We start from the raw sequence: 21486 nt of genomic DNA, 5'->3' as shown, positions 1-21486 counted from the left end.
ACTGTTATGTCCCAATCGTTACGAGCCCATTTGCCCCTGCCTGCGGGGGCACCCACCCGACTGGCCTGCGCGCTGCTCGTGGGCGGGGCCTTGCTGGGCACCGACCCCGCCCAGGCCGCCGTGGCTGGCCCCCCGGCCAAGACCAAATCGTCCAAAGGCATCACCGTGGGCTTCACCGGCCTGGTGAAGGACTCGAAGGGCAACCCGCTGCCGGGCGTGACGGTGCTCATCAAGGGCACCAAAACCGGCACCAGCTCGGGCCCGGACGGCACCTTCCACTTCAACCTGCCCACCGGCAACGAGACGCTGATTTTCAGCTTCATCGGCTTCAAGAGCCAGGAAATTGCGGTGAACGGCCGCACCTCGCTCGAAGTGAGCCTCGAAGACGACAACGCCGCCCTCGAAGAAGTGGTGGTGGTGGGCTACGGCACCCAGACCAAGGCCAGCCTGACCGGCGCCGTGGCCGTGGTGGATATGCAGAAAATTCAGGATTTGCCGGTGGGCAGCCTCTCTACGGCCCTGGCCGGGCAGCTGCCGGGCGTGGGCGTGAGCGGCGGCACGGGCCGCCCCGGCGACGCCGGCGCCATCACGGTGCGCAACCCCATCATTCTGTCGAAGGACGGCGGCACGCTGCGCCCGCTGTTCGTGATTGACGGCGTGGTGCGCACCGAGGACGACTTCAACGTGCTCGACCAGTCGGAAGTCGAGTCGATTTCCATTCTGAAAGACGCGGCGGCCGCCATTTACGGCGCCCGCGGCGGCCAGGGCGTAGTGCTGCTCACCACGCGGCGCGGCCAGATTGGCGCGCCCAAGTTCAGCTACAGCGGCTCGGTGGGCGCCGCCGACGCCATCATGTTGCCCAAGATGATGAACGGCTACCAGCAGGCCGTGTACCTCAACGACCTCAACACGGCGGCCGGCAAGTCGCCCACCGACGCGTCGATGTACACCCCCGACGAGCTGGACTACTTCAAAAACAACAACACCAACTGGTTGAAAACGGCCTGGCAACCCGCCATTGTGACGCGCCACGCCCTGAACATGAGCGGCGGCTCGGACCGGGTGACCTACTTCGCGGGCCTGTCTTACAACTACCAGAACGCCAACTTCGACAACATCAACTCCAACAAGTGGACCTACCGCGCCAGCACCGACGTGAAGGTGGCCCGCGGCCTGAAGGCCGGCTTGTCGGTGAGCGGCGACTTGTCGAACAAGCGCATGTACTACCTCAAGCAGGGGGGCGAGAACGTGGAAAACGACATGAAGAGCTTGCTCTACACGCCGCAGTTCGCGCCCATCTACGTGAACGGCCTGCCCACGCTGCTCTCGACGAGCAGCAACACCAACACCATCGACGCCTTCAACTTCTTTGAGGTGCAGAAGTCGGACAACTTCACGGCCACCCGCAACACGGGCCTGAACGTGACGGCCAACATCGACTACGAGCTGCCGTTCCTGAAGGGCCTGAAGGCGCGGGTGCTGTACAGCAAGACCATGGACAACTCCTTTGGCAAGCAGTACGGCACGAAGTACAACGTGTACCAGTTCACGATGCTGGGCACCAACAAGCACATTTACGGCGGCGACGTGAGCAAGGTGGTGAGCCTGAACAACGGCGACCGGGTGCGCCTGAACCCCACCTACTTCGACAGCTACCAGCTGAACGGCTACCTGTCGTACGACCGGCAGTTTGGCCAGCACCACGTGTCGGCCATTGCCTTCTTCGAGCAGTCGGAAACCCGCACCGACGGGGTGGCGGCCATGGCCGAGGGCGTCATCATCGGCGGCCTGCCCAACCAGAACTACGCCACCGGCACCCAGACGACCACCGAAACCGAATCGGAATCGGGGACGCTGTCGTACGCCGGCCGCTTCAACTACGACTACGCCGGCAAGTACTTGCTTGAAACCACGCTGCGCTACGACGCCTCCACCAACTTCGCGCCGGAGTACCGCTGGGGCTTGTTCCCGTCGTTCTCGGCCGGCTGGGTGGTGTCGGAAGAGTCGTTCTTCAAGAACAACGTGTCGTTTGTGAACTTCCTGAAGCTGCGCGGCTCGCTGGGCTTCCTGGGCTCCGACGCCACCAAGCCCTACAACTGGCAAACCAACTACGCCCTGCAAACGGGCAAGGGCGCCGTGTTTGGCGGCAACGTGGACCGCCCGCTCATTTTCGCCGCCAACAACGCGCTGGCCAACCGCGCCGCCCGCTGGGACGACGACACCAAGTACAACGCCGGCCTCGACGCCCAGTTCCTGAGCGGCCGCCTCTCGCTGGGCTTCGACTACTTCTACGACCACCGCTACAACATGCTGACGTCCCTCACGGGCTCGGCCCCGCTGCTGATTGGCGCGTCGCTGCCGTCGGAGAACTACTCGTCGGTCGACGGCTTCGGCTACGAAATCTCGGTGGGCTACGGCGACAAAATCACGCAGGACCTATCGTTCCGCCTCAACACCTTCTTCAGCTATAGCGACAACAAGCAGATTCTGGTGGACGTGCCCAGGGGCCAGCTCGGCCAGTGGGACGACCCGACGGGCCAATCGACCGACCAGGGCGTGGTGGGCTACAAGTACTTGGGCATGATGCGCACGCAGCAAGACGTGGACGCCTACCTGAGCGCCCACCCCGGCTACACCGTGCAGGGCCTGCCGCTGAAGCCGGGCATGCTGTACTACGAAGACATCCGCGGCCCCAAGGACGCCAACGGCAACTACACCGCCCCCGACGGCAAAATCACCGACGTGGACCAGACCTTCCTGACGCCCAAGAAAGACAACCACTACGGCATCGGCTTCAACCCCACCATCAGCTACAAGTCGCTCACCATCTCGGCCACCATGGGCATTTCGTGGGGCGGCCAGGCGGTGGTAGAATCGGCGGCCCGCAAGGTGGGCACGGCCACGTCGAACCGCCCCGAGTTCTGGGCCGACCACTGGACGCCCGACAACACCAACGCCGCTTACCCGGCGCCGTACTACGCGGCTTCCTACGACCTGGCTTCGTCGTTCTGGTTCCGGAGCTCGCTGTCGGCCGGCATGCGCAACGCCAACGTGTCGTACACCCTGCCCACCAACCTGACCGGCCGCCTGGGCATGTCGTCGGTGCGCATGTACTTCACGGCCATCAACCCCTTCAACTTCTACAACCCCTACAGCTACAAGGTGTACTCGGGGGCGTACGACGCCTACCCCACCCTGCGGTCGCTGTCGTTCGGTTTGAACATTGGCCTCTAATTCCCACCCCTCCGGTATCATGAAATCGTTTCTGAAATACTCCGCGCTGACCCTGGCCACCGGCGCCGCCCTGGCCCTGGGCAGCTGCGAGAAGGCCCTGGACAAGATAAACCTGGGCGCCACCCCCGGCGACCTGATTTACAACGACTCGACGCTGGCCAACCTGAGCCTGAACTACATCTACGACCAGAACCTGCCGCTGTGGTTTGGCATGGGCGGCATCGGCTTCTCGGCCGTGAACCCCACGGGCCTCTCCGACGAGTCGTATGCCGACAACGCCTACCTGCAGGGCACCGTGCAGCCGAACGACGTGACCGACTTCGGCACCACCCTGGACAAGGGCAACAACTACGGAAAAATCCGGACCATCAACATGTTCATCCGGGACGTGCGGGCCGGCAGCTTGCCGGCGGGCACCAAAAACCGCCTGATTGCCCAGGCGCAGTTTTTCCGGGCCTGGCGCTACTTCGACCTCGTGCGCCTCTACGGCGGCGTGCCGCTGGTGATGAGCCCGCTCAACGGCGTGGGCTCCGAAGCCCGCGACCTCACCTACCTGCCCCGCAACACCACCACCGAAACCTACGCCGCCATCGCGGCCGACCTGGACTCGGCGGCCCGCGCGCTGCCGGGCAAGTGGGCTGCTTCGGCCGACTGGGGCCACATCACCAAAGGCGCCGCGCTGGCCTTCAAAGGCCGCGCGCTGCTCTACGCCGCCAGCCCGCAGTTCAACCCCGGCGACGACCAGGCCCGCTGGCAAGCGGCCTACGACGCCAGCCTGGCCGCTAAAAACACCCTCTCGGCCAGCGGCTACGCCCTGCACGCGTCTTACGACCAGATGTGGTTTCAGGAAGTGAACAACCCCGAGGCCGTGATGATTACCGGCTTCAACACCTCGAGCGGCGACCAGACCAAGAAGAACAACACCTACGACAACGGCACCCGCCCCGCCTACACCGGCACCGGCAGCGGCTCCAACCAGCCCACCTGGGACCTGGTGCAGGCCTACCCCATGCTGGATGGCAAGCGCCCCGGCCAGTCGACGCGCTACGTGTACAGCCAGCAGCTGTTTTACAAAAACCGCGACCCGCGCTTCGACAAAACCATCGCCTACAACGGCTGCGTGTGGCCCCTCAACGGCAACACCAGCTACCGCCTCTGGACCTACTACAAGGGCACGGCCTCGGCCGAGCCCCGCAACCCCAGCACCACCAGCTTCTACACCCGCAAGGCCATCAACCCCACCGTGGACGTGAGCTCGGCGGTGTACGTGGGCACCGACTGGATGGAGATTCGCTACGCCGAAGTGCTACTGAACCTGGCCGAAGCCGCCTGCGGCATCAACGACCTGACCACGGCCTTCGACCAGCTAAAAGCCATTCGCAAGCGCGCCGGCATCGAGGCCGGCACCGACGGCAACTACGGCCTGACCACCGGCATGAGCCGCGCCCAGATGTTCGACGCCATCCTGTATGAGCGCCAGATTGAGTTCGCCTTCGAGGGCAAGCGCTTCTGGGACCTGCGCCGCTGGCGCAAGCTCGAAAGCACGCTCAACGGCAAGCGCCGCCTGGGCCTGACCATCACGCTGACGGCCACGGCCCCGAGCGACTTCGCCACGACCCGCGACGCCCTCGCCGCGGCCCCCGGCGGCTTGGACAACATCTACACCAACTACTTCACCATCGCCACCAAGCAGGTCGACACGAAGTACAACATCGCCTACAAGCCGGAGTACTACTTCTTCGCCATTCCGCAGCAGGCCATCGACAACAACCCCAAGGTGCAGCAGAACAACGGCGTCTGGGGCGGGGCGTTCGACCCGCTGCGCTAAGCAACTGAAGCTGCCGGCCGGCTAGCCTGGCCCGGGGCCGAAGCGCCGCCATTCTTCTGGAGTGGCGGCGCTTTGTATTTGTAGGGGGCAGGCTGTTCTGCCCGCTTTCCTGCTTCAATCTCCTTTCCTGCATGTTTAGTTTATCCGGAAAAACGGCCGTCATCACCGGCGGCGGCAGCGGCATTGGCCGGGCCATTGCGTTGTTGTTTGCCCGCCAGGGCGCCGCCGTCCACATCATTGAGTTGAACGCCGACGCCGGCCAGGACGTGGTGGCCGAAATCCGGCAAGCCGGCTGCACGGCCGCCGTGCACGCCGCCGACGTGAGCCAGCAGGCCGCCGTAGTGGCCGTGTTTCAGGCCATTGGCCGGGTCGATGTGCTGGTGAACAACGCGGGCATTGCCCACGTGGGCACCGTGGAAACCACCTCCGAAGCCGACTTCGACCGCGTGTACCAGGTGAACGTGAAGGGCGCCTACAACTGCCTGTTCGCCGCCGTGCCGCAGATGAAGGCCCAGGGCGGTGGCGCCATCGTGAACATGGCCTCCATTGCCGCTCACGTGGGCCTCACCGACCGCCTGGCCTACTCCATGAGCAAGGGCGCCATTTTCGCCATGACGCTCTCGGTGGCGCGCGACTACCTGGGCAGCAACATTCGCTGCAACAGCATCTCGCCGGCCCGGGTGCACACGCCGTTCGTGGACGGCTTCATCGCCAAAAACTACGCCGGCAAAGAAGCCGAAATCTTCGACAAGCTCTCGAAGAGCCAGCCCATCGGCCGCATGGGCCAGCCCGACGAAGTGGCCGCCCTGGCCCTGTACCTGGCCTCGGACGAGGCCGGCTTCGTGACCGGCTGCGACTACCCGCTCGACGGCGGTTTCATCAAGCTGAACACCTAGCAAGCGCGATACAGGATACTACAGAACAGTCATGCAGCGCGCAGCGAAGCATCTTTACCACGCCACCTAGGCTCCCCCTCTCCTTCGGGAGAGGGGGCCGGGGGGTGAGGCGCCCGCAAGAACGATGCACACGAGATGCTTCGCTCCGCGCTGCATGACTGCCCATTACCAAGCCAATCACCTCCACTCTCCATGAAACTCATCCGCTACGGCCAGCCCGGCCAGGAAAAGCCCGGCGTCATCCTGCATGACCAGCACTACGACGCCTCGGCTTTTGGCCAAGACTACAACGAAGCGTTTTTCGCCACCGACGGCCTCACGCGCCTGGCCCAATTCCTGAAAGAAAACGAAGGAAAGCTGCCACAAATCGGGGCCGGCGAGCGGCTGGGCCCGCCGGTGGCGCGGCCGTCCAAGCTGCTCTGCATCGGGCTGAACTACGCCGACCACGCCCGCGAAACCGGCGCCACCCCGCCCCCCGAGCCGGTGCTGTTCATGAAGTCGACCACGGCCTACGTGGGCCCGAACGACGACCTGGTAATTCCCCGAAACTCGGTGAAAACCGACTGGGAAGTAGAGCTGGCCGTGGTCATCGGCAAGCGCGCTTCCTACGTGGAAGAGGCCGACGCCCACGAGTACATTGCCGGCTACGCCCTGCACAACGACGTGAGCGAGCGGGAGTTTCAGCTGGAGCGCCACGGCACCTGGGACAAGGGCAAAGGCTGCGACACGTTTGCGCCCATCGGCCCCTTCATGGCCACGCCCGAGGAACTGGGCGACATCGACAACCTGCGCCTCTGGCTGAGCGTGAACGGGCAGATGATGCAGGACGGCACCACGGCCAACCTCATTTTCAAGATTCCCTTCCTGATTTCCTACCTCAGCCAGTTCATGACCCTGCTGCCCGGCGACATCATCTCGACGGGCACGCCGGCCGGTGTGGGCCTGGGCATGAAACCGCCCGTGTACCTCAAGCCCGGCGACGTAGTGGAGCTGGGCATAACCGGCCTGGGCACCTCGCGCCAAACCGTGAAAGCGTATGGCCAGAATTGACGCCCACCAGCATTTCTGGCAATTCGACCCCGTGCGCGACGCCTGGATAGGCGACGACATGGCCGTTATCCAACGCGACTTTCTGCCGGCCGACTTAGCGCCCGTTTTGCAACAGCACGGCTTCGATGGCTGCGTGGTGGTGCAGTCGGACCAAGCCGAAGCCGAAAACGAGTTTCAACTGGCCAACGCGGCCGCCCACGACTTCATCAAAGGCGTGGTGGGCTGGGTCGATTTGCAGGCGCCGAATGTTGCCGAGCGGCTGGCATACTACAGCCAGTTTGCCAAGCTGAAGGGCTTCCGCCACGTGCTGCAGGGCGAAGCCGACCGCGCGCTGATGCTGAAGCCGAGCTTCCGGCGCGGCATCGGGGCGCTGGCGGCGCATGGCTTCACCTACGACGTGCTGATTTTCCCCGACCAACTCGGCTTTGCGGCGGAGCTGGCCGCGGCATTTCCCAATCAGCCGTTCGTGGTCGACCATTTGGCCAAGCCGCGCATCAAAGACCAGCTCATCGAGGAATGGGCCCGCGACATCCGGGCCGTGGCCGCGCACGGAAACGTGAGTTGCAAAGTATCGGGTATGGTCACGGAAGCCGACTGGCAGCACTGGCAGCCGGCCGATTTTCAGCCATACCTCGACGTAGTATTTGAAGCTTTCGGGCCCAGCCGGGTGCTGTACGGGTCCGACTGGCCGGTGTGCAACGTGGCCGGCGGCTACGCCCGCGCCTTGGGCATTCTGGAAGCATACATGCAGCCGTTTTCGGCCGCCGAGCAGGCGCAGTTTTGGGGCGACAACGCCGCCGCTTTCTACCAACTGACCCATTAATTGATAACTGCTCACTGTTACTTATTACCTGAAAACATGGATTTGCAGCTGCAGAACAAGGTCATCATCGTCACGGGCGGGGCCAAGGGCATTGGCGAAGGCATCTCGCGCGTGCTGGCCCAGGAGGGCGCCATTCCGGTCATTGTGGGCCGCAACGCAGCCGACAATCAACAGACCGTGGCGGCTATCGAAGCCGCGGGCGGGCAAGCGGGGCAGGTGGCGGCCGAGCTGGCCGAGCCCGACGAATGCGCCCGCGCCGTGCAGGCCGTCGTCGCGCAGTTTGGCCGCATCGACGGGCTGGTGAACAACGCCGGCGTGAACGACGGCGTGGGCCTGGAAACCGGCGACTACGCCGGCTTCATGCAGAGCCTGCACCGCAACGTGGTGCACTACTACCTCATGGCCCACCACGCGCTGCCCGAGCTGAAAAAGTCGCGGGGCGCCATCGTCAACATCACCTCCAAAACCGCCGAAACCGGCCAGGGCCACACCTCGGCCTACGCCGCGGCCAATGGCGGCCGCAACGCCCTCACCCGCGAGTGGGCCGTGGAACTGCTCAAATACGGCATCCGGGTGAACGCCGTGATGGTGGCCGAATGCTGGACGCCCGCCTACGAAACCTGGATTCAGACCCTGCCCAACCCCGAGGAGAAGCTGCGCGAAATCACCAGCAAAATCCCCTTGGGCAACCGCATGACCACCTCCGAAGAGCTGGCCAACACCACGGCCTTCCTGCTCTCCCCGCGCAGCAGCCACACCACCGGCCAGATTCTACACGTCGACGGCGGCTACGTGCACCTCGACCGCGCCCTGGCCAACGCTTAGTCAATGGGGGAATGGGGGAATGGGCGAATGGGCCGAATACGCTCCCCCTGGCTGCGCATTCACTCATTCGCCCGTTCCCCCACTCACCCATTGAACCTCATGAACACCCTCGTTTGCACCGAGCCCGGCCACTTTCATTACGAAAGCCGCCCCGCTCCTCTTCCCGCGCCCGGCCAGGCCCTGATACGCATCCGCCGCGTTGGCATCTGCGGCACCGATTTGCACGCGTTTCAGGGCACGCAGCCCTTTTTTAGCTACCCGCGCGTGCTGGGCCACGAGCTGGCCGGCGAGCTGCTCGACACCGGCGGGGCCGAGGGCTTTGCCGTGGGCGAGGCCGTCACGTTCATTCCCTATTTCAACTGCGGGCACTGCATTGCCTGCCGCCGCGGCCTGCCCAACTGCTGCGCCAGCATCCAAGTGTTTGGCGTGCACGCCGACGGCGGCATGACCGACGTGGTGGCCGTGCCCGCCGACAAGCTGGTGCACGGCGAAGGCCTGAGCTACGACGAGCTGGCCCTGGTGGAGCCGCTGGCCATTGGCGCCCACGGCGTGCGGCGGGCCGCCGTCGAGCCCGGCGAGTTTGTGCTGGTGGTGGGCGCCGGCCCAATCGGGCTGGGCGTGATGGAGTTTGCGCGCATTGCCGGGGCCCGCGTCATTGCCCTCGACGTCAACGCGCAACGCTTGGCCTTTTGCCAGGAAAAGCTGGGCGTGGCCCACACCCTCAACGCGCTGGCCCCCGACGTGGCGGCGCAGCTGGCCGAAATCACCCAAGGCGACATGCCCACCGTGGTAATTGATGCCACGGGCAGCCAGAAGGCCATTCTGGGCGCGTTTTCGTACCTGGCGCACGGCGGGCGCTTCGTGCTGGTGGGCCTGCAGAAGGGCGACATCAGCTTTTCGCACCCCGAATTCCACAAGCGCGAAGCTACGCTCATGAGCAGCCGCAACGCCACCCGGGCCGATTTTGAGCACGTCGTTCATTCCATGAAGCAAGGGCTGGTGCAACCCACCACCTACATCACGCACCGCGTGCAGTTCGAGGCAGTAAAAACCGAGTTTGCGCAATGGCTCGACCCCGCCACCGGCGTCATCAAAGCCATGGTGGAGCTGGGGTAGGCGCCGCCAGCCCAAGCAGTGCAGGAGGCCCCTTTCCCGGCGCTGCCTTCTTCAACCTTGCGTAGCCAAGCCTGGAGCAGGCCGGGGTACCACGTAGAAATACGTGGTTTTTAATCAGCGTACTTCTACGGGTTATTCTCGGCGGAGTACGCTGTTTCTTTGCTCCGCCAAACCGTTGCGGCAGCGCCTCGACAGAAAAGCGTCGCACGCTGGCAAGCCGCGGCGTTGCCGCACTCACTTATTCACTTTCTCACCACACTGCTCACATGCAAAAAAGCACTACCGCCGAAGGCACGCTGGCCCCCGCCCTGTTTGACGAATACGCCGCTGAGTGGCACAGCAAAATCAGCGACGTGGGCAACCCCGACGTGACGAGCTACTTCGCCAATGGGGACAGCGGCCGGCTCACGTACGTGTATTTCTCCATTCAGCGCGTGGCCGAGCTCGTGTCGGCCGTGGGCGTGCAGCACATCAAGGCGCGCTTTGTGCTGATGCCCGACGCCAGCACCGGGCAGTACCGCTTCTCGCTGGTGCTGTTTGCCGCCGATAAGGACGACCGCCAGCTCACGGCCTATTACCTGCCCGACGCCCTCCAGGCCGTGCCGCCCACGGTGGGCGAGCCCCTGCCCGGCAGCCTGGCGGGCCTCTGGCAAGCCGCCTGGGCCGAGGCCACGCTCCTCACGTCGGCCATGTTCACCACCAGCTACGGCGTGCTGAAGGGCTACAACTTCGACCTGAAGGACTTCCTCACGCCGCTCTTCACCAACGGCCAGCCCTACGACAAGCAGCAGGTGAGGGTATGGCTGGGCCTGCACGGCTACACCACCCCCGACGACCAGCCCACGCAAACCTTCGGCCTGATGGTGCGCCGCTTCGACCCCACGCAGGGCGCCGCCGGCCAGCTGCAGGCCGCTGACGACGTCTTCTTCGACCTGTCGACGCCCTGCCCGCCCGTAGACTAACCGTCGGGCCACTCGCTAATCGAAGCATCCTTGTCCTGATGGCAGACTTGCTGCACCTTTCCCTGCAACAGATAATACTTCGGGTTTCGCCCGTGCCCGTGGTGGCGGCGGCGTTCGTCGGGCTGGTGCGCTTCCGCTACCTGCCGCTCAACCTGCGCTACCTGACGGCGCTCATGTGGTTCATTCTGCCGCTGGAGCTGGTGGGCCTGGTGATGATGCTCTACCACCAAAACAACCTGTTTCTGATGCCGGTGTGCGCCATTGGCGAGTTCTGGCTGTTGGCCGTGGTCTACGACAAAACCCTGGCCTCCGCGGCGTTCACGCGCAGCCTGCCCTGGCTGGTGGGCGGCTTTGCGGCCTATGTGCTCTTCGACAGTTTGCACGTGACCGACGGGCTCTGGAAGTTTCGGCCGGGGCAGCAGGTGCTGCAAAGCGTGCTGGTGCTGGGGCTGGTGGGGCTGTATTTCCGCAAGCTGCTGCACGAGCTCCACGTGCAGCAGCTCAAGCGCGAACCCATGTTCTGGGTGTCGGCCGGGCTCACGATTTATTGCCTGGGGTATTTGCAAATTGCGCTTTTCAGCAACTTCTTGCTGCGCTACTCCCACGGCCTGAACATGAACGTGTGGATGGTGCACTCGCTGCTGTTCATCACGCTCTACTGCTGCTACAGCCTGGCCCTATGGCTTCCCCCGAAGAAGTAGCTTTCGGCTCCCTGCTGTTTTGGGGCATCGCCATGATGCTGGTGGCGGCGGGGTGCCTGCTGTTGTTTCTGGTGACCTACCAAAAGCGCCTGCTGCAGCAGCAACTGCGCCTGCGCACCGCCGAAACCCTGCACCAGCAAGCCCTGCTGGCCGCCGTCATCGAGGCCCAGGAGGGCGAGCGGGAGCGCATCGGCCAAGACCTGCACGACGGCATCGGCTCCACGCTGGCCACGGCCAAGCTGCTCGTGAACCGCCTCGGCAGCCAGCCCGGCCCCGCCAACGCGCCCGACCTGCTCACCCTCGTCGAAGAGCTCATGGCCACCGCCGTGCAGGACGCCCGCAGCATTTCGCACAGCCTGTACCCCGCCGTGCTGGCCCGCTTCGGCCTGGCCGAGGCCCTGCAACACCTCGTGGACGTGGCCAACGAAACCGGCACGCTGCGCATCGGCCTTGCGCTGCACTACCCGCGCCCCCTGGCCCTGCGCCAGGAGCTGGCCCTGTACCGCATTTGCCAGGAGCTGGTGCACAACGCCCAGAAACACGCCAAGGGCGCCACCCGCCTCGACGTGGCGCTGCAGCAGCGGGGCGAGCGGCTGGTGCTGACGGTGGAAGACGACGGCTGCGGCCTGCCCGCCCCGGCCGGCGGCAGTCCGGCGCCGGCCGTGGTGGCCGGGGCGGGCCTGCGCAACATCGACGTGCGGGTGCAAATGCTGGGCGCCCGCCTGCACCAACAGGTGCCTGCCGCCGGGGGCACCTGCTTCCGCATCGAACTGCAAACGCCAGAACAACCCAGCTGAATATGCTGATTATTTAGTCGTTACATTCGCCCTCCATCACCCTTTGCCCCACCTTGGCTACCCCATTGGCATGGCTCCTACCCACCCCGTCCACATTGCCCTTCTCGACGACCACCCCCTGTTTCGGCAGGGGCTCCGCTACATCCTTCAGGCCCTGCCCTACGTGGAGGCCGTCACCGAAGCCTCTACCCTGCCCGAACTGCTGGCTTCCTTCGAGCTGCGCCTGCCCGAGGTGCTGCTGCTCGATTTGCAAATGCCGCACATGGACGGCCCGGCCGTGGCCCAGGAGCTGCTGAGCAAGTTTCCCGAGCTGAAAATCGTGGTGCTCTCCATGCATTCGGCCGATAAATTCATTACCCAGATGATGAAGCTGGGCGCCCGCAGCTACCTGCCCAAAGACGCCGGCCCCGAAGAGCTCATCCGGGCCCTGGAAGAGGTGCTCACCACCGGCTACCACTTCACGCCCCGCATCTCGCGGGCGCTGATGCGGGGCGTGCAGCAGCCCACCCGCCAACAACCGGCCAAGCTGCTGGAGCCCGACCACTTCACGCCCCGCGAGGAGGAAGTGCTGCGTCTCATCTGCGAAGGCCACACCGCCGCCGAAATTGCCCGGCACCTGTTCATCAGCAAGCGCACGGTGGAAGGCCACTGGCAGCGGCTGCTGGAAAAAACCGGCACCCGCAACGTGGCAGGCCTCGTGGTATTCGCCGCCAAACACGGCATGCTGGAAGTGTAGCGGGCCGGTGCAGGCATTGCCCGGCTCCGCTAGGCAGTAGTAGAAATACGCGGTTTCCGAAACCACGTATTTCTACGCTATAAACGACCGGGCTGGGCCCTTTCCTTTGCTGGCACAAACAGGGGTTTTGCGCACGCCGCAGCTTCTTTGCCTAGCCCGAAACCGTTGGCAACTACGCCGTTGGACTACCGGCCAACCACCGACTGCGGCCGCCCCTGCGCAAGGCGTTGGCCCGGTGGTTGGCGCCGGGCACCGGCCGCTGCCACGCCTCATGCCCCGGTTGGCCGAGCGCAGGGATAGCCTGCCCGCTTAGCCCAACTGCAACACGCTACTTTCTGGCTCTGGCAGGGTGCCGGGGCTCTTTTTACCCTTTCCCTTTTTTTCTGTTTGTTATGGATGAGTACATCGGTATCGTGAAACTGTTTGCGGGCAACTTCGCGCCCCAGAACTGGGCGTTCTGCAATGGGCAATTGATGTCCATCGCCCAGAACTCGGCGCTCTTTTCCATTCTGGGCACCACCTACGGCGGCGACGGGCAGACGACGTTTGCCCTGCCCAACCTGATGGGCCGCGTGGCCGTGGGCGCCGGCAATGGCGGCGGCCTGCCGCCAGTAATGCCAGGGGAAATAGCCGGCACCGCTTCGGTGACGCTGACGACGGGCAACCTGCCCGCCCACAACCACCAGATGCAGGTTTCGAGCGGCAGCGCCACCACCAACAACCCCGCCAACAACGTGCTGGCCGTTGACAATGGCGTGACGAGCGACGAATCTCCCGTGACCGTGAATACCTATCGGGAAGCCGCCGACCTGGTTCCCGCCAGCCCCAACGCAATTGGCATGGTCGGCAACAGCCAACCGGTTAGCCTGATGCAGCCCTACCTGGGCATGAACTACATCATCTGCCTAAATGGCTTGTACCCGCCTCGTAGCTAAGCGCTTGGTGTAGTGGCAACGCGGTATCACGCTGTTTTCTATTGATGGGGAACGGAGTGGTACCGCGTTGTTATTTATGGTGAATTTATTTAACCATTCCGCTTTGGTTGTTGGGATTTCTGCCTAACTTTTCACTGTGCACGAAGGCATTCGCCGTCCTTTAATCCTTATTTTTTCCTTTCCCAATTTCAAATGAAAACATTCTTACGTACTCTTTTCCAGAGGCTAACCTTGCTGGGCAGCCTTTGCGTCTGGCTGCTGGTGCTGCTGCCGCTTCAGGGCCACGCCCAAGTGTACTACACGCTAAGCGACGGCGCGCCCACGAGCACCACCGACCAGCTGCGTAGCGTGGCGGCCTCTGGCACGGGGGATGTGCTCATCAAGGACAACTTCGTGCAAGCGGCCGGTTCGCTGGTGCTCGACGCGGCCAACAACCGCCTGCTCGTGGCCGACACCCGCCTGAGCCAGTCGACGACGAGCCTGACCAACACCAAGATTGTGGCCGTGAGCCTGGCCCCCGGCAACGCCGTGTCCACCCTCATCACCCCCACCTACATCGCCGGTTCCGCTTCGACGGGGATAGCCGGTATAGAGATTGACCGGGTGAACAATTACCTGTACTACACCCTCAACGACGGGGCCGCCGCGACTGCCACCGACCAACTGCGGCGCGTGAACCTCGACGGCACGGGGGATGTGCTCATCAAGGACAACTTCGTGCAAGTGGCCGGTTCGCTGGTGCTCGACGCGGCCAACAACCGCCTGCTCGTGGCCGACACCCGCCCGAGCCAGTCGACAACGAGCCTGACCAACACCAAGATTGTGGCCGTGAGCCTGGCCCCCGGCAACGCCGTGTCCACCCTCATCACCCCCACCTACATCGCCGGTTCCGCTTCGACGGGGATAGCCGGTATAGAGATTGACCGGGTGAACAATTACCTGTACTACACCCTCAACGACGGGGCCGCCGCGACTGCCACCGACCAACTGCGGCGCGTGAACCTCGACGGCACGGGGGACGTGCTCATCAAGGACAACTTCGTGCAAGCGGCCGGTTCGCTGGTGCTCGACGCGGCCAACAACCGCCTGCTCGTGGCCGACACCCGCCCGAGCCAGTCGACAACGAGCCTGACCAACACCAAGATTGTGGCCGTGAGCCTGGCCCCCGGCAACGCCGTGTCCACCCTCATCACCCCCACCTACATCGCCGGCTCTACTTCGACGGTGGTTAGTGGCTTGGCCTTGCTCGAAGCAGTGCCCCCCACCGTGACAACGGCAACGCCCGGCACCCTGACAAACACCAGCGCGGCGCTGGGCGGCAACGTGACCGCCGACGGTGGCGCAAGCGTGAGCGGCCGGGGCGTGGTGTACAGCAGCACCAACACCACGCCCACCATTGGCGGCAGCGGCGTGACGCAGGCGGCCAACGGCACGGGCACGGGCACGTTTTCGGCCACCACATCGGGGCTGGCGCCCGCCACCACCTACTACGTGCGGGCCTACGCCAGCAACAGCGCGGGCACCAGCTACGGCAGCGTGGTGAGCTTCGGCACCCTGCCCAACGCGCCGGTGATTACCAGCCCGACCAACGGACAGGCATTCGCCAGCAGTACGCCCCTCTACACGGGCACGGCGCAGGCCGGCAGCACCGTCACGGTCTTTGTCGACCTCACGGCCATCGGCACCACCACGGCCACGGGCGGCAATTTTAGCCTGGCCCAGCCTACGGCCCTGGCCGAGGGCAGCCATACGGTGTATGCCCGGGCCACTTTGAACGGCGCGACCAGCGCCAACAGCACCACTTTTAACTTTACAGTAGACACCAACGCGCCCAACACCACCCTCACCGCCACCCCGCCGGCGCTCAGCAACAGTGCCTCGGCCACGTTCACGTTCACCGGCACCGACACGGGCAGCGGCGTGGCGTCTTTTCAGGCCGGCCTCGACGGCGGGGCTTTTGCAACGGCCACCAGCCCGCGCACCTACACGGGCCTGTCCGACGGGTCGCACACGTTCCAGGTGCGGGCCATCGACAACGCGGGCAACGTGGACCCCACACCGGCGGCCTATAGCTGGACCGTGGACACCACTCCTCCGGCGGCGCCGGTGGTGCTGACGCCGGCCAACGGCAGCCAATTGAGCACCACAACGCCCACCTACAGCGGCACGGCCGAACCCGGCACCACCGTCGCGGTGCTGGTGGACGGCAGCTCGGTGGGCACCACCACGGCTTCGGGCGCGGGCACCTGGACCTTCACGCAGCCCACGGCCCTGGCCCAAGGCAGCCACACCGTGAAAGCCCGGGCCAGCGACGCCGTTGGCAACAGCAGCGTCGACAGCAACACCAACACGTTCACGGTGGACACGGCCCGCCCCGCGGTGGTCATCAGCTCGACGAGCGGCGCCAACGGCGGCACGACCGCCACCTCGCCCCTGCAGTTCGCGGTGACGTTCTCGGAAAGCGTGACGGGCTTTGCGGCCGGGGGCGTGAGCGTGGGCAACGGCACGCTCACGGGCTTTGCCGGCAGCGGCTCGACCTACACCTTCAGCGTGACGCCGACCACGGCCGGCACCCCGACCACGGTGAACGTGCCGGCCAACGTGGCCCAGGACGGGGCCGGCAACGGCAACACCGCCGCCGCGCAGTACAGCCTCACCTATACGCCTCCCACGGCCACGGTGGTATCGGTCACGCGCTTGACGCTCTCGCCCACGGCCACGGCCCAGGTGCGCTACCGGGTCGTCTTCTCGGGCCCGGTAACGGGCCTGACCACGGCAAACTTCAACCTAACTACTTCGGTCCTGAGCGGCGCAGCCGTGGCCAGCGTGTCGGGGTCGGGCACTACCTACACGGTGGTGGTGAACACCGGCACCGGCGACGGCGCCCTGACGCTGAACGTGGCCAATTCCACGGGCGTTTCGCCCACCCTCAGCAACGTGCCCTACACGGCGGGCGAAACCTACAGCATCACCAAAAGCTTCGCCGCCGCGCCCACGCTGCGCATTCAGGCGGCGGGCAGCGCCAGCGGCAACGGCGACGTGACGGCCTTCGTGGACGTGGTGCAGGTGCTGCAAAGCGGCACGAGCACCGTCGTGCCCAACGGCTTGCAGAACGGCAGCTTTGAAACCAACAACGTGCCGGCTGCCGGCTTCAAGAAGACGGCCGACGGCGTGGTGGCCGCGCCCTGGAGCTTCACCGGCACGGCCGGCGTGGCGCGCTACGGCAGCGGCTTCGACTCCCAAATTCCGGGCCAGCCCCAGCCCCTGCCGCCCAACGGCGACGCGGTGGCCCTGATACAGAGCGCCGGCGACAACAATGCCAGCCTCTCGCAGAACCTGGCCGTGCCCACGGGCAGCTACCAGGTGAACTTCCAGACGGCCCAGCGCTACTACACCGCGGTCGACCAGCGGCTGAACGTGTTCGTCAACGACGTGTTCGTGGGCAACATCCAGTCCGGCCAAACCCCGGCGTACGGGCCCTTCACTTCGGCTTCGTTCAATGTGTTTGCCCCGGGCCTGACGGCCACCGTGAGCACGACCTCGGCCAGCCCCACCAGCACCGCGCCGATTCCGTTCGCCGTGAGCTTTTCGCAGAGCGTGGGCACGAGCTTTACGGCTGCGGACGTGACGGTGACGGGCGGCACGCTCACCAGCGGCAGCTTTTCGGGCAGCGGCGCGGGTCCCTACACCTTCACCGTGACGCCAGCCGGGTCGGGCACCGTGTCGGTGAGCCTGGCCTCGGGCGTGGCCCTGGACGCTAACAACACCAGTAACTCCACCAGCAACACGGTGAGCGTGCAGTACGCACAGCTCGTGACGGCCGCTCCGGTGGTCCTCGCGCCGGCCAACGGCAGCTTGCTCAGCACCAGCACGCCGGCCTACAGCGGCACGGCCCCGGCCAACAGCACGGTGACGGTGTACGTGGACTTGACGTCCATCGGCACGACCCCGGCCGATGCCACGGGCAACTGGGTCATAACCCAGCCCACGGCCTTGGCGCAGGGTTCGCACACGGTGTACGCCACGGCGCAAACCAACGGCAGCACGGCGAGCGCCAACTCCAACACCAATAATTTTGTCATCGACACGGTACGGCCCACGGTGGCCATCACGAGCTCGGCTGGCGCCAGCGGCGGCACGACGGGCACGTCGCCGATTCCCTTCACGGTGACTTTCTCCGAGAACGTGAGCGGCTTCGTGACCGGCGACATCACCGTGACCAACGGCACCATTTCGAGCTTCTCGGGGGGGAGCGGCATCTCAACGTACACGTTCAGCGTGACGCCGACCACGCCCGGCACCGCCACCACGGTGAACGTGCCGGCCAACGTGGCCCAAGACCAAGCCGGCAACGGCAACACCGCCGCTGCGTCGACGTACTCGCTCACGTTTGTGGCCCCCACCATTGCGGTGGCCCCGGCTACGCTGCCCAACGGCACCGTGGCCGTGGCCTACAGCCAGACGCTGACGGCCTCGGGCGGCACGGGCTCTTATACTTATACCGTCTCGGCCGGTGCCCTGCCCGCGGGCCTGGCCTTGGCTTCCGGCGGCACGCTGGCGGGCACGCCCACGGCCAGCGGCACGTTCACCTTTACCGTGACTGCTACCGACGCCTCGGCGGCCCCCGGCCCGTACAGCGGCACCCGCGTCTACACCCTGACCATCGCCGCCCCGACCATCACCGTAGCACCGGCCACCTTGCCCAACGCTACCGCGGGCTCGCCTTACAGCCAGGTCATTACGGCCTCGGGCGGCACAGCGCCGTACACGTTCGCCGTCTCGGCCGGTGCCCTGCCCGCGGGCCTGGCCTTGGCTGCCGGCGGCACGCTGGCGGGCACACCCACGGCCAGCGGCACGTTTAACTTCACGGTAAGGGCCACCGACGCCACCACCGGCGCGGGCCCCTACAACAGCTCGCGGGCCTACACGCTCGCGGTGGCGGCCCAGCCCGGAACGGCGGCGCCCACGGTGTTGGCGCCGGCCAACGGCGCCCTGACGAACAACCCTACCCCGACTTACTCGGGCACGGCCCCGGCCGGCAGCACGGTCACGGTATACGTCGACCTCACGGCCATTGGCACCACCACGGCTTCGGGTGCGGGCAGCTTTTCCCTGCCCCAGCCCACCTCGCTCAGTGACGGCAGCCACACGGTGTACGCCACGGCGCAGGCCGCCGGCGCAACCGTGAGCGGCAACAGCAACACCAACACGTTCACGGTGGACACGGCCCGCCCCGCGGTGGCCATCAGTTCGACGAGCGGCGCCAACGGCGGCACGACCGCCACCTCGCCCCTGCAGTTCGCGGTGACGTTCTCGGAAAGCGTGACGGGCTTTGCGGCCGGGGGCGTGAGCGTGGGCAACGGCACGCTCACGGGCTTTGCCGGCAGCGGCTCGACCTACACCTTCAGCGTGACGCCGACCACGGCCGGCACCGCCACCACGGTGAACGTGGGCGCCAACGTGGCCCAGGACGGGGCCGGCAACGGCAACACCGCCGCCGCGCAGTACAGCCTCACCTACCTCGCCCCCATCACGGCGACCATCTGGACCGGCAACTTGAGCACCGACTGGTTCACGGCCGGCAACTGGACCGCCGGCGTACCCACCCCCACCGTAGACGCCACCATTCCGACGGTTTCGACCCGGTCGCCGATATTGACCGCCGGCACGGCCACGGCCAAAAACCTGACCATCGGCGCTAGCGCGGGCGTTTTGCACACCGGCGGCACCTTATCGTTGACGGGTAATTTCATCAATAACGGCACCTACACGGGCTTTAACACGACAACCGGCGGCACGGTGGCCCTCACCGGCCCCAGCGCCCAGACCATGGGCGGCAGCAGCCCGCTTCGCTTCTGGAACCTGAGCGTGGGTGCCAGCGGGGCCACGCAGGCCGTGGCCGTCGACATCGCGCGGGTGCTGACCCTCACCGGCAACCTGAGCACCGGCGGGCAGCCGCTCACGCTGCTCTCGTCGGCGCAGGGCGACGCGCTGGTGAACAACGCCGGCGGCGTGGTGAATGGCACGGCCACGGTGCAGCGCTACATCGACCCGAGCCTGAACCCCGGCCTGGGCTACCGCCACTACTCGGCCCCGGTGAGCAACACCACCGTCAACGACTTGGCCACGGCCGGCTTCGCGCCGGTGGTGAACTCGGCCTACAACACCTCGCCCACCCCGGGCCTGGTCACGGGCTTTCCCACCGTGTTTGGCTATGACCAAAGCCGCCTCACGCTGAGCAACAACCTCAGCGCCTTCGACAAGGGCTTCTTCTCGCCCGCCACCCTGAGCGACCCGCTGGCGGTGGGCCGGGGCTACACGGTCAACATCGGGGCCTCGCAGCTGGTGGATTTTGTGGGCACGCTCAACAACGGCGACGTGAACGTGCCGCTGGCCAGCAACCGCGCCAGCTTCCCCGACGGCGGCTGGCAGCTGCTGGGCAACCCCTACCCCGCCCCCATCGACTACTCCACGGTGCCGGCCGGCGACCGGGTGAATCTGGAAGGCGCCATCTACGTGTACAGCAGCACGGCCCAGTACGCAGGCCAGTACCGCAGCTACGTGAACGGCGTGGGCGGCAACCCCGTCATTCCCGCGGGCCAGGGCTTCTTTGCCCGCGTGGCGGCGGGGCAGTCGGCGGGGTCCATCACCTTCCGCAACGCCAACCGCCTCACGGCACCCAGCGGCACCACCTTCCAGCGCGGCACCTCAGAAACCCGGCCGCTGGTGCAGCTGACGCTGCGCGGGGCCACGGGCGTGGCGTCCGACGAGGCGTACGTGTACTTCGAGGCCGGCGCCACGGCTGGCATCGACCCACAATACGACGCCGTGAAGCTGCCCAACACCACCGGCCTGAACCTGGCCTCGGTGGCCGCCGGCACGCAACTCGCCATCAACGGCCTGCCCACCGGCAGCACCACCACCGTGACCGTGCCGCTCGCCGTGGCCGTGCCCGCCCCGGGCACCTACACGCTGCGCGCGGCGCAGGTGCTCAACTTCCCGGCCGGCGCCCAGCCCTTCCTGCGCGATTTGCAGCTGGGCACCCTCACCGACCTGAGCCTGACGCCCGCCTACACCTTCACCCAGAACGCGGCCACCACGACCCCGCGCTTTGAGCTCGTCTTCGGGGCCCAGCCGGTGCTCGGCACGGCGCCGGGCGCACTGGCCGCCCAGGTGGCCTTGTTCCCCAACCCGGCCACGCAACGGGTGTATATTGAACTACCGTCGTCGCTCAGCCGTACAGCCGTAACGGCCGGACTGGTGGACGCCCTAGGCCGCACCGTGCTGACGCAGGCACTGCCCGCCGGCCTGGCCCGGCATACCTTGCCGCTGACCAATCTGGCCACTGGCGTTTATTCGCTGCGCTTACTTACCGAAGCCGGCGTGGTTGTGAAAAGGCTGGTAGTGGAATAACAGCCTCTTTCAATGCATGATAAAAGCCCCGGCTGTGCCAGCAGCCGGGGCTTTTTTTATCTACCCAAACCCGGCAAAAGCAGGTGCTGGCCAAACATCATTGCCCAATGCCACCTGCTTTGCGGCAACCGGTTGGAAGGCTTCGTCAGGGCCGGGCAAACACCCTCCTA

The 21486-nt window shown here is 65.7% G+C and carries 13 protein-coding genes; all 13 read left to right on the top strand.

The features are described from left to right. Nucleotides 1-6: 6 nt before the first annotated feature. The 13 genes from IC234_RS08155 (at nucleotide 7) to IC234_RS08095 (ending at nucleotide 21316) form a co-directional block, all read left to right on the top strand. A complete protein-coding gene (locus IC234_RS08155) occupies nucleotides 7-3234 on the top strand; it encodes a SusC/RagA family TonB-linked outer membrane protein (protein WP_190923349.1) in 3228 nt (1075 codons plus the stop codon). A gap of 19 nt (nucleotides 3235-3253) precedes the next feature. Further along, complete coding sequence (locus tag IC234_RS08150) at nucleotides 3254-5062, top strand: RagB/SusD family nutrient uptake outer membrane protein (RefSeq protein WP_190923348.1); 1809 nt, start codon at nucleotides 3254-3256, stop codon at nucleotides 5060-5062. Nucleotides 5063-5193: 131 nt separating this feature from the next. Beyond that, a complete protein-coding gene (locus IC234_RS08145) occupies nucleotides 5194-5958 on the top strand; it encodes an SDR family NAD(P)-dependent oxidoreductase (RefSeq protein WP_190923347.1) in 765 nt (254 codons plus the stop codon). Between the two features lie 192 nt (nucleotides 5959-6150). Further along, the gene (locus IC234_RS08140; protein WP_190923346.1) at nucleotides 6151-7008 is read left to right on the top strand and encodes a fumarylacetoacetate hydrolase family protein; all 858 of its coding nucleotides are present in this window, start codon (nucleotides 6151-6153) and stop codon (nucleotides 7006-7008) included. Next, nucleotides 6995-7831 carry an amidohydrolase family protein gene (locus tag IC234_RS08135; RefSeq protein WP_190923345.1) on the top strand — a complete coding sequence of 279 codons (837 nt, stop codon included), beginning with the start codon at nucleotides 6995-6997 and terminating at the stop codon, nucleotides 7829-7831. Before IC234_RS08140 ends, IC234_RS08135 begins: the two co-directional genes overlap by 14 nt. A gap of 36 nt (nucleotides 7832-7867) precedes the next feature. Continuing rightward, nucleotides 7868-8656 carry an L-fucose dehydrogenase gene (locus IC234_RS08130; RefSeq protein ID WP_190923344.1) on the top strand — a complete coding sequence of 263 codons (789 nt, stop codon included), beginning with the start codon at nucleotides 7868-7870 and terminating at the stop codon, nucleotides 8654-8656. Between the two features lie 99 nt (nucleotides 8657-8755). Continuing rightward, nucleotides 8756-9772 carry a zinc-binding alcohol dehydrogenase family protein gene (locus IC234_RS08125; protein WP_190923343.1) on the top strand — a complete coding sequence of 339 codons (1017 nt, stop codon included), beginning with the start codon at nucleotides 8756-8758 and terminating at the stop codon, nucleotides 9770-9772. 266 nt (nucleotides 9773-10038) lie between these two features. Then, a complete protein-coding gene (locus IC234_RS08120; protein ID WP_190923342.1) occupies nucleotides 10039-10734 on the top strand; it encodes a hypothetical protein in 696 nt (231 codons plus the stop codon). Between the two features lie 38 nt (nucleotides 10735-10772). Then, nucleotides 10773-11435 carry a hypothetical protein gene (locus tag IC234_RS08115; protein WP_190923341.1) on the top strand — a complete coding sequence of 221 codons (663 nt, stop codon included), beginning with the start codon at nucleotides 10773-10775 and terminating at the stop codon, nucleotides 11433-11435. Then, complete coding sequence (locus IC234_RS08110) at nucleotides 11414-12232, top strand: sensor histidine kinase (protein WP_190923340.1); 819 nt, start codon at nucleotides 11414-11416, stop codon at nucleotides 12230-12232. The genes IC234_RS08115 and IC234_RS08110 overlap by 22 nt, the downstream gene beginning before the upstream one ends. A gap of 70 nt (nucleotides 12233-12302) precedes the next feature. Further along, nucleotides 12303-12968, top strand: coding sequence for a response regulator transcription factor (locus IC234_RS08105; protein ID WP_190923339.1), 666 nt, complete (start codon nucleotides 12303-12305; stop codon nucleotides 12966-12968). Nucleotides 12969-13360: 392 nt separating this feature from the next. Next, the gene (locus tag IC234_RS08100) at nucleotides 13361-13903 is read left to right on the top strand and encodes a phage tail protein (RefSeq protein WP_190923338.1); all 543 of its coding nucleotides are present in this window, start codon (nucleotides 13361-13363) and stop codon (nucleotides 13901-13903) included. Nucleotides 13904-14095: 192 nt separating this feature from the next. Next, the gene (locus IC234_RS08095) at nucleotides 14096-21316 is read left to right on the top strand and encodes an Ig-like domain-containing protein (RefSeq protein ID WP_190923337.1); all 7221 of its coding nucleotides are present in this window, start codon (nucleotides 14096-14098) and stop codon (nucleotides 21314-21316) included. Nucleotides 21317-21486 lie beyond the last annotated feature (170 nt).

Source organism: Hymenobacter armeniacus, from assembly GCF_014699055.1.
Lineage (GTDB): Bacteria > Bacteroidota > Bacteroidia > Cytophagales > Hymenobacteraceae > Hymenobacter > Hymenobacter armeniacus.
Note: the sequence above shows the minus strand (reverse complement) of the source record. Positions and strands in the feature narration are given on the sequence as shown.

Bases quoted from the DNA above. Each gene is read 5' to 3' on its own strand.
- IC234_RS08155 (WP_190923349.1), top strand. From the start codon at position 7: ATGTCCCAATCGTTACGAGCCCATTTGCCCCTGCCTGCGGGGGCACCC.
- IC234_RS08150 (WP_190923348.1), top strand. From the start codon at position 3,254: ATGAAATCGTTTCTGAAATACTCCGCGCTGACCCTGGCCACCGGCGCC.
- IC234_RS08145 (WP_190923347.1), top strand. From the start codon at position 5,194: ATGTTTAGTTTATCCGGAAAAACGGCCGTCATCACCGGCGGCGGCAGC.
- IC234_RS08140 (WP_190923346.1), top strand. From the start codon at position 6,151: ATGAAACTCATCCGCTACGGCCAGCCCGGCCAGGAAAAGCCCGGCGTC.
- IC234_RS08135 (WP_190923345.1), top strand. From the start codon at position 6,995: ATGGCCAGAATTGACGCCCACCAGCATTTCTGGCAATTCGACCCCGTG.
- IC234_RS08130 (WP_190923344.1), top strand. From the start codon at position 7,868: ATGGATTTGCAGCTGCAGAACAAGGTCATCATCGTCACGGGCGGGGCC.
- IC234_RS08125 (WP_190923343.1), top strand. From the start codon at position 8,756: ATGAACACCCTCGTTTGCACCGAGCCCGGCCACTTTCATTACGAAAGC.
- IC234_RS08120 (WP_190923342.1), top strand. From the start codon at position 10,039: ATGCAAAAAAGCACTACCGCCGAAGGCACGCTGGCCCCCGCCCTGTTT.
- IC234_RS08115 (WP_190923341.1), top strand. From the start codon at position 10,773: ATGGCAGACTTGCTGCACCTTTCCCTGCAACAGATAATACTTCGGGTT.
- IC234_RS08110 (WP_190923340.1), top strand. From the start codon at position 11,414: ATGGCTTCCCCCGAAGAAGTAGCTTTCGGCTCCCTGCTGTTTTGGGGC.
- IC234_RS08105 (WP_190923339.1), top strand. From the start codon at position 12,303: ATGGCTCCTACCCACCCCGTCCACATTGCCCTTCTCGACGACCACCCC.
- IC234_RS08100 (WP_190923338.1), top strand. From the start codon at position 13,361: ATGGATGAGTACATCGGTATCGTGAAACTGTTTGCGGGCAACTTCGCG.
- IC234_RS08095 (WP_190923337.1), top strand. From the start codon at position 14,096: ATGAAAACATTCTTACGTACTCTTTTCCAGAGGCTAACCTTGCTGGGC.